Below are 6,753 nucleotides of genomic sequence, written 5' to 3' on the forward strand. Positions count from 1 at the left end.
CGCGCGGGCTGGCCAAGGCCGGCCCGCGCGCCCACAAGACGAACATGTCCGACGACCACGGCAGTGTTCCACCCGCCTACCCGGCGGACCGTCCCGGCGCCAGCCTCGGCTCGCGCCATTCGCCGCTGTTTTCGCAGGTGACCGATACCTTGCGCCAGCGCATTGTCGGTGGCGTGTACCGCCAGGGCGACCGCCTGGTGGAGCACACGCTGTCGGCCGAACTGGGCGTGTCGCGCGTGCCGGTGCGTGAGGCGCTGCGCGCGCTGGCGGCCGAGGGGCTGGTTCGCATCGAGCCGCGCCGGGGCGCGTCGGTGGCGTGCCTGTCGGAGCAGGTGGCCCGGGAGATGGTGGAGGTGCGCGCCACGCTCGAAGGCCTGAACGCCAAGCTGGCCGCGCAACGGCGCGATCCCCGGCTGGTCGCCGAGTTGCAGGAGGTCTTGCGCCAGGGCAGCGCGGCGGCATGCGGCGGCGAGGATGCGCGCCTGCTCACGCTCAATTTCCGCTTTCACGAAGTGCTGGGCAATATCGCCGCCAACAGCGTGCTGCAGGAGATGATGCGCTCCTTGCGCGAACGCACCGGACTGGTGTTTGCGCCCGCGTACCGGCAGCGCGCGCAGCAGAACTGGGACGAGCACGCGCAGATCCTGCGGGCGGTGATTGCCGGCGACGCCGACCTTGCGTCACTGCTCGCCACGCGCCATGTGTACAGCGCGGCGGAAGCCGCCACGCCTGTTGGCCCGCAAGCCTAGGCCCCTAGACCCCAGCCCCTCAGTGACGCAGCGCGGCGGCAATGGCATGGTCCAGGTGTTCGATGCCGAAGGTCACGTCCTGTATTGCCCCATTGACGAAGAATGCCGGCGTGCTGCGCACATGGCTGGCAATGCCGCCTTGCTGGTGCTCGCGCACGCGCTGCAGGTAGGTGTGGGCCTTCATGTCGTAGTCATAACGCTCCAGGTCCAGTTCCAGCGTAGCGGCGTACTCCCGCAGCATCGCCGGCTTGATGCCGTGATGTTGCTCGAAGATCTGCTGGTGCATCGGCCAGAACTTGTGCTGGGCCGCCGCGGCCTCGGCAGCCTCCGCGGCGGCTAGCGCCAGCGGGTGCCAGGCCGTCAGCGGGAAATGGCGGTACACAAAGCGCACGCGGTCGTGGTAGCGGGCAAGCAGGATCTTCACGCCGCCGTAGGCCAGGCGGCAATACTGGCATTCGAAGTCGCCGTACTCGACCACGGTGACGTGGGCCGAGGCAGGCCCCAGTACATGGTCGGTCTTTTCAACGGGTGTCGACAGCATGACATTCTCCTTGCAGGATTGGCGCATGGGGGTTGGCCTGAGCGTGTGCCGGGCGCCGGGCACCCCTCAAGGAATGAACAGCTTGTCGATATAGCACCAGCGCCAGGTTTCGCCCGGCTCGAACGACTGGATCACCGGATGTTCCGTGGCCAGGAAATGCCGGGTGGCGTGCTGGTTGGGCGAGTCGTCGCAGCAGCCGACATGGCCGCAGCACAGGCACAAGCGCAGGTGCACCCATTCGTCGCCGCTGCGCAGGCATTCCTCGCAGCCTTCTGCGCTGGGTGTGACGGGATGGCTCAATGCAAGGTGCGCACACGCCGTTGTCATTGCGGTACTCCAACGTTGGCCCCGGCAGGGCGGGCCCGTGCCGCGCGCGGATGAGCCAGGGTCTTTTATTGTAGGCGGCGAAGATGCGAAGGGAAGCGCGGCAGTCACCGCGCGGCGCGCTTGCTTCGCCTAGACTCAACGAATGGCCTGTTGCGGCCTGAAGTCCCGATTTCGTATTTCGTCATTTTTCATTTCGAATTTGGCATTGCACTCAGGAGGATGTCATGACCTGCAAGATCCAGGTGGTCTTCTACAGCATGTACGGGCACGTCTACAAAATGGCGGAGGCCGTGGCGGCGGGCGCTCGCGAAGTCGATGGCGCCGAGGTGACGTTGCTCCAGGTGCCGGAACTGGTGCCCGACGCCGTGCTGGAAAAGAGTGGCGCCAAGGCCGCCCGGGCGGCTTTCGCCCATGTGCCGGTGGCGGAGCCGGACAAACTGGCCGACGCCGATGCCATCCTGTTCGGCACCCCCACACGGTTTGGCAATATGTGCGCGCAGATGCGCAATTTTCTCGACCAGACCGGCGGGCTGTGGATGAGCGGCGGGCTGGTGGGCAAGGTCGGCAGTGTCTTTACCAGCACCGCCACCCAGCACGGCGGCCAGGAGACCACGATCACCAGCTTCCACACCACGCTGCTGCACCAGGGCATGGTGATTGTCGGCGTGCCCTACGCCGAAGCGCGGCTGCTGGACATGAGCCAGATCACGGGGGGCACACCCTATGGCGCTTCCACCCTCACGGCCGCCGACGGCTCGCGCCAGCCCAGCGAGAACGAACTGGCGATCGCAAAGTATCAGGGCCGGCACGTGGCCGGCATAGCCGCCAGGCTCGCGGCGCGTTAGCCGGGCTGCTGGCCGTGGCCGGATGGCTGGCGGGCGGGTTCAGGTTCAGGCCAATCGCTCGTTCTCCACCTCGGCGAGCACTGCGTCCAGGGTGTCGGCCAGCAGGTCGGCGTGCGCTTCGGTGAACACCATCGGCGGGCGGATCTTCAGGATGTTGGCCGCTTCGCCGGTGGCACCAACCAGCACGTGGCGCCGCCGCAGACCGTTGACGATGCGCGCCGTGCGCGCGGTCGCGGGCCGCGCGGCATCGCCGTCTTCGACAAACTCCACCGCGACGAACAGCCCGGCCCCGCGGATATCGCCGATCAGTGGATGCCGCGCCGCCACGCCTGCCAGCCGCTCGCGCAGGTACTTGCCCACGCGCCGCACCTGCGCCATGAGATGCGTCTGCTCGATGACGTCAAGCACCGCCATGCCGGCGGCGACAGACACCGGGTTGCCGCCGAAGGTATTGAAGTAACGGCACTCGCGCCCAAACGCCGCCAGCACTTCGGGGCGCACGGCCAGCCCGGCCAGCGGATGCCCGTTGCCCATTGGCTTGCCCATGGTGACGATGTCCGGCACCACGCCATGCCGCTGGAATCCCCAGAACGCCTCGCCCGTGCGCCCCAGGCCGGGCTGCACCTCGTCGGCGATGAACACGCCGCCGGCCGCGCGGATGGCGGCGACCGCATCGTTCAGGAAGCCGGGCGGATCGCAGAAGATGCCGTCGCTGGAGAACACGGTATCGACCAGCAGCGCGGCGGGGCGGATGCCATGCGCGCGCAGGTCCTCGATGGCTTGGCGCACACCGTCGGCAAAGACAACACCGAGCTGCGCCGGCGCAACGCGGTAGCTGTCCGGTGCCGGCACGGTACGCACGTTGTCGCCAAGCTTCACGTAGCGCCCGAGCGAGGGCGATGCTTCGGCAATGGACGCGGTCACGCCATGGTAGGCAAAGCGCGTGATGATCAGCCCTTGCGCGCCGGTGTGGGCGCGCGCGATGCGCATCGCCAGGTCGTTGGCCTCGCTGCCGGTGCAGGTGAGCATGGCATGGCCCAGCGCGTCCGGCATGGTGGCCAGCAGGCGCTCCGCGTAATCCAGGATGCCCTCGTGCAGGTAGCGTGTGTGCGTGTTGAGCTGCGCCGCCTGGCGGGCGATGGCTTGCACCACCTGTGGATGGCAATGGCCGACCGATGCCACATTGTTATATGCATCGAGGTAGCGCTCGCCGTTGGCGTCGTAAAGCCAGACGCCATCGCCGCGCACGATGTGCAGCGGCTCCTCGTAGAACAGGCGGTACGCCGGGCCGAGCACGCGGGCGCGCCGCTCGGTCAGTGCTGCAACGCTAGGGGTGGCTGCTGCCGTGGTCATCGGATTCCTTGGTGTCGTGGTCACGCCATCCCGCAGGCGCGGCGCAGGACGGAGCGTGCTTGTTCGGTGGGGATCGCGTCGCAGGCTGCCAGCCGGTCCCAGGAGACCGCGTTGTTGCGCAACAGGTAAGGCGCGTTTTCCGGATGCCGCGCGGCGCGCCAGCCACTGATGGCTACCACCATCACCAGCCGGGCCTGCACCAGGTCGAACAGCACGTCGACCTCATCGGCTTGCAGCGGCAGTACCGCGTGATAGGTGGCGGCAAAGTCCGCCAGCGTGGCCATCGTGTCGCCGGCGGGGTCAACCTGATAGGCGGCGGCAACGGCCAGGTCGTCGATCAGGGGCGCATGGACCATGTCGCCAAAATCCAGCACGCCCGCGATGCGCGCATGGTCTTGCGGATCGACCAGCACGTTATAGATATTGAAGTCGTTGTGGATCGGCTGGGCCCGCAGGTGCGCCAGCCGGGGCTGCACATTGGCGGCAAAGCGATCCAGCGCGCGGTTTGCCAGCGCGCGGCGGCTCTCGTCCGGGACGCTGTCGAGCAGGCCGCGCACGCGGTCGGCGCGCTGGATGTCCCACGGCAGCTCCAGTTCGCCGGCGGGATGGCGGAAGTCGCGCAGCGCCAGGTCGAGCCGGGCCAGCGTGCGCGCCAGCTCCCGTGCCTGTGCTTGCGAGCGCTGCGCCTTGGGCAGCGGCACGCCAGGCAAGTAGCTGAACAGGCGCACCACACGCGCTTCGCCACCGGGTGGCTGGGCGATCAGCGCTGGCTGGCCCGCCAGGGTTGGCACGATGCGCTGCACGGGCAGGGCGGGGTCGGCCGCGGCGATGTGCAGCAGCGCCTGGGTCTGGAAGTCCGCCACCAGCGGCAGCTCGGCCGGGTGGGATACCTTGAGCATGTAGCTTGCCGCGGGCGTTTCCAGCAGGAAGTTCCGGTCGCGCTCGCCGCTCAGCGGGGAGAGCCGGCCCGCCAGCCCGTAGTGCTGCGTGAGCAGCGCCATCGCCCACGTCACAGGGACTTCGGGCGAGCCTTCGCTAAGCACATCGGCGGCAGCCAGTGCCGCGCTTGCCGGCCCGTTCATGCCGCGCTCGCGAAGCCGCGCAGCGCGCTGGACAGGTTGGGCCCGAGATCGTCGGAGAGATACCCGCCTTCCTGCACCAGCACCGTCGGCAAGCCCAGCCGCGCGATTTCCGCGGTGATCAGCGCGAAGCCGGGCGTGGTGACGGCCAGCGCCTGGTACGGGTCGCGCTCGTGCGCGTCCAGCCCCAGCGCCACCACCAGCGCGCCGGGCGCGAAGGCGCGGATGCTTTGGCACACGTCGCGCAGCGCTGCCAGGTAGGCCTCGTCGCCGGTGCCGCGCGCCAGCGGGCGGTTGATGTTGTAGCCGAGGCCCTCCGCCTCGCCGCGCTCGTGCGCGTGTCCGGTGAAGAAGGGCGTGAACAGCATCGGGTCGCCATGCAGCGACACGGTCAGCACATCGTTGCGCCGGTAGAAGATGCCCTGGGTGCCGTTGCCGTGGTGCATGTCGATGTCGAGGATGGCGACGCGGTCATGGTGGCGGCGCAGGTGCTGCGCGGCAATGGCGGTGTTGTTCAGGTAGCAAAAGCCGTTGGCGCGGTCCGCATAAGCGTGGTGGCCCGGCGGGCGGCACAGCGCATAGGCGGCGCGTTCGCCGTCGGCGACCAGTTGCGCGGCGTGGGTGGCCACGTCGGCTGAGCCGACCGCCGCGCGCCAGGTGTTGGGCCCGATGGAGCAGGCGGCGTCGCCCATGTGGAAGCCCGCCTGGCCGACCACGCTGTCGGGATAGGTGCAGGGCTGCCCGGGGAACGGATGGATGTTGGGCAAGACCTCCTCGGAGGCGTCGGGCAGCAGTTGCCAGCGGTCGTACGCGGTTTCCAGGAAGCGCAGGTATTCCGGCGTGTGGATCGCGGCGCGCGGGCCGGGGCCGTGATCGGCGGGGGCAATCACGTCGTGGCCATCGGCACGCACCGCTGCCAAGAGGCGCAGGGCGCGCTCGGGCTGCTCGTTGCTGCGTTTCATCTTGCCGCGCACCATGAACGCGTGCGGGTCGTGGTCGAGATGCAGATCGCTGTAGACGACTTTCATAGGACGGACTCCATCGGGGGCGCCTCGGCGGCGCCTTGTTTTTGCATGAACACCGCCCGGACATGGACCCAGGCGTCATCGATATGGAAGCGCACCGCGGCTTGCGCGGCGGCTTCGTCGCGCCGCGCAATCGCCTCGGCAATGGGGCGATGGGTCTCGGCCACGGCCTTCGGGTCGTGGTACACGCTGTCGATCAGCGCCACGATCATGCGGATCTCCGTTTGCATCATGGAGAACATGCGATGCAGGTAAGCGTTGCCGGACAGCTCGCAGATGGCCGTGTGGAACGCCAGGTCGCGCGCCACGCGCTCGATCTGCGGCAGCGATTCGGCGTCCTGCACCATGCGGTCGACCATGGCCACGAGCTGCTTCAGCCCGGCCTCCGGCGCCTGCTTGCAGGCGAGCGATGCGGCCATCAGCTCCAGGTTCAGCCGTACCTGGAACAGGTCGTCGATCTCGCGCACCGTCACCGTGCGCACCGCAAAGCCATGGCGCGGGCGCGAGACCAGCACGCCCTGGCGCTCCAGCCGCCGGGCCGCCTCGCGCACCGGCGCGCGGCTGACATTCATGCGGCGGGCGATGTCGGCCTCGACGATGCGGCTGCCGGGCGGGAGCCGGCCTTCGACGATGGCCTGGGTGAGTTGCGCCTCCACCGCCGCCACCAGGTCGGAGACTTCGATGGAGGCAAAGGGCGAGGATTCGTCGAATGCGGAATCAGACATGGGCTTAGTCCTTGGGTCGGGCTACGACCGGCTTTACCAGCGGTGCTGGCGGCGGGGGGGGGGGGGGGGGGGGGGGGGGGGGGGGGGGGGGGGGGGGGGGGGGGGGTAG

The 6,753-nt window shown here is 68.8% G+C and carries 8 protein-coding genes; 2 read left to right on the forward strand and 6 right to left on the reverse strand.

The features are described 5' to 3' along the window. The first annotated feature begins 44 nt into the window (after window positions 1–44). The gene (locus AC1RQK_RS00025; protein WP_492807465.1) at window positions 45–749 is read left to right on the forward strand and encodes a GntR family transcriptional regulator; all 705 of its coding nucleotides are present in this window, start codon (window positions 45–47) and stop codon (window positions 747–749) included. Between the two features lie 19 nt (window positions 750–768). On the opposite strand, the gene AC1RQK_RS00030 is transcribed toward AC1RQK_RS00025, so the two are convergent. Both AC1RQK_RS00030 and AC1RQK_RS00035 read right to left on the reverse strand, forming a co-directional pair. After that, entirely contained in the window at window positions 769–1,290 is a 522-nt protein-coding gene (locus tag AC1RQK_RS00030) for a DsbA family protein (RefSeq protein WP_492807004.1), read from the reverse strand. A gap of 66 nt (window positions 1,291–1,356) precedes the next feature. Beyond that, on the reverse strand, window positions 1,357–1,617 hold the full coding sequence (locus tag AC1RQK_RS00035) for a UBP-type zinc finger domain-containing protein (protein ID WP_043354618.1): 261 nt from the start codon (window positions 1,615–1,617) through the stop codon (window positions 1,357–1,359). 224 nt (window positions 1,618–1,841) lie between these two features. Here AC1RQK_RS00035 and wrbA point away from each other — a divergent pair, with 224 nt between their 5' ends. Next, on the forward strand, window positions 1,842–2,462 hold the full coding sequence (wrbA, locus tag AC1RQK_RS00040) for an NAD(P)H:quinone oxidoreductase (protein WP_174428029.1): 621 nt from the start codon (window positions 1,842–1,844) through the stop codon (window positions 2,460–2,462). A 45-nt stretch (window positions 2,463–2,507) separates the two neighbouring features. Here wrbA and AC1RQK_RS00045 read toward each other — a convergent pair whose 3' ends face one another. The 4 genes from AC1RQK_RS00045 to AC1RQK_RS00060 are packed head-to-tail and all read right to left on the reverse strand — an operon-like array spanning window position 2,508 to window position 6,644. Continuing rightward, the gene (locus tag AC1RQK_RS00045; protein WP_492807007.1) at window positions 2,508–3,815 is read right to left on the reverse strand and encodes an aspartate aminotransferase family protein; all 1,308 of its coding nucleotides are present in this window, start codon (window positions 3,813–3,815) and stop codon (window positions 2,508–2,510) included. A gap of 20 nt (window positions 3,816–3,835) precedes the next feature. Continuing rightward, window positions 3,836–4,897: a phosphotransferase gene (locus AC1RQK_RS00050; RefSeq protein ID WP_492807009.1), complete on the reverse strand. Its 1,062-nt coding sequence runs from the start codon at window positions 4,895–4,897 to the stop codon at window positions 3,836–3,838. Next, complete coding sequence (locus tag AC1RQK_RS00055) at window positions 4,894–5,922, reverse strand: histone deacetylase family protein (RefSeq protein ID WP_183032683.1); 1,029 nt, start codon at window positions 5,920–5,922, stop codon at window positions 4,894–4,896. Before AC1RQK_RS00055 ends, AC1RQK_RS00050 begins: the two co-directional genes overlap by 4 nt. Next, entirely contained in the window at window positions 5,919–6,644 is a 726-nt protein-coding gene (locus AC1RQK_RS00060; protein WP_492372084.1) for a GntR family transcriptional regulator, read from the reverse strand. The genes AC1RQK_RS00055 and AC1RQK_RS00060 overlap by 4 nt, the downstream gene beginning before the upstream one ends. Between the last annotated feature and the right edge of the window lie 109 nt (window positions 6,645–6,753).

The organism is Cupriavidus sp. GW822-FHT02D05, assembly GCF_058802485.1.

Excerpts from the sequence above, each read along its gene's own strand:
- AC1RQK_RS00025 (WP_492807465.1), top strand. The coding sequence starts at position 45 with ATGTCCGACGACCACGGCAGTGTTCCACCCGCCTACCCGGCGGACCGT.
- AC1RQK_RS00030 (WP_492807004.1), bottom strand. The coding sequence starts at position 1,290 with ATGCTGTCGACACCCGTTGAAAAGACCGACCATGTACTGGGGCCTGCC.
- AC1RQK_RS00035 (WP_043354618.1), bottom strand. The coding sequence starts at position 1,617 with ATGACAACGGCGTGTGCGCACCTTGCATTGAGCCATCCCGTCACACCC.
- wrbA (WP_174428029.1), top strand. The coding sequence starts at position 1,842 with ATGACCTGCAAGATCCAGGTGGTCTTCTACAGCATGTACGGGCACGTC.
- AC1RQK_RS00045 (WP_492807007.1), bottom strand. The coding sequence starts at position 3,815 with ATGACCACGGCAGCAGCCACCCCTAGCGTTGCAGCACTGACCGAGCGG.
- AC1RQK_RS00050 (WP_492807009.1), bottom strand. The coding sequence starts at position 4,897 with ATGAACGGGCCGGCAAGCGCGGCACTGGCTGCCGCCGATGTGCTTAGC.
- AC1RQK_RS00055 (WP_183032683.1), bottom strand. The coding sequence starts at position 5,922 with ATGAAAGTCGTCTACAGCGATCTGCATCTCGACCACGACCCGCACGCG.
- AC1RQK_RS00060 (WP_492372084.1), bottom strand. The coding sequence starts at position 6,644 with ATGTCTGATTCCGCATTCGACGAATCCTCGCCCTTTGCCTCCATCGAA.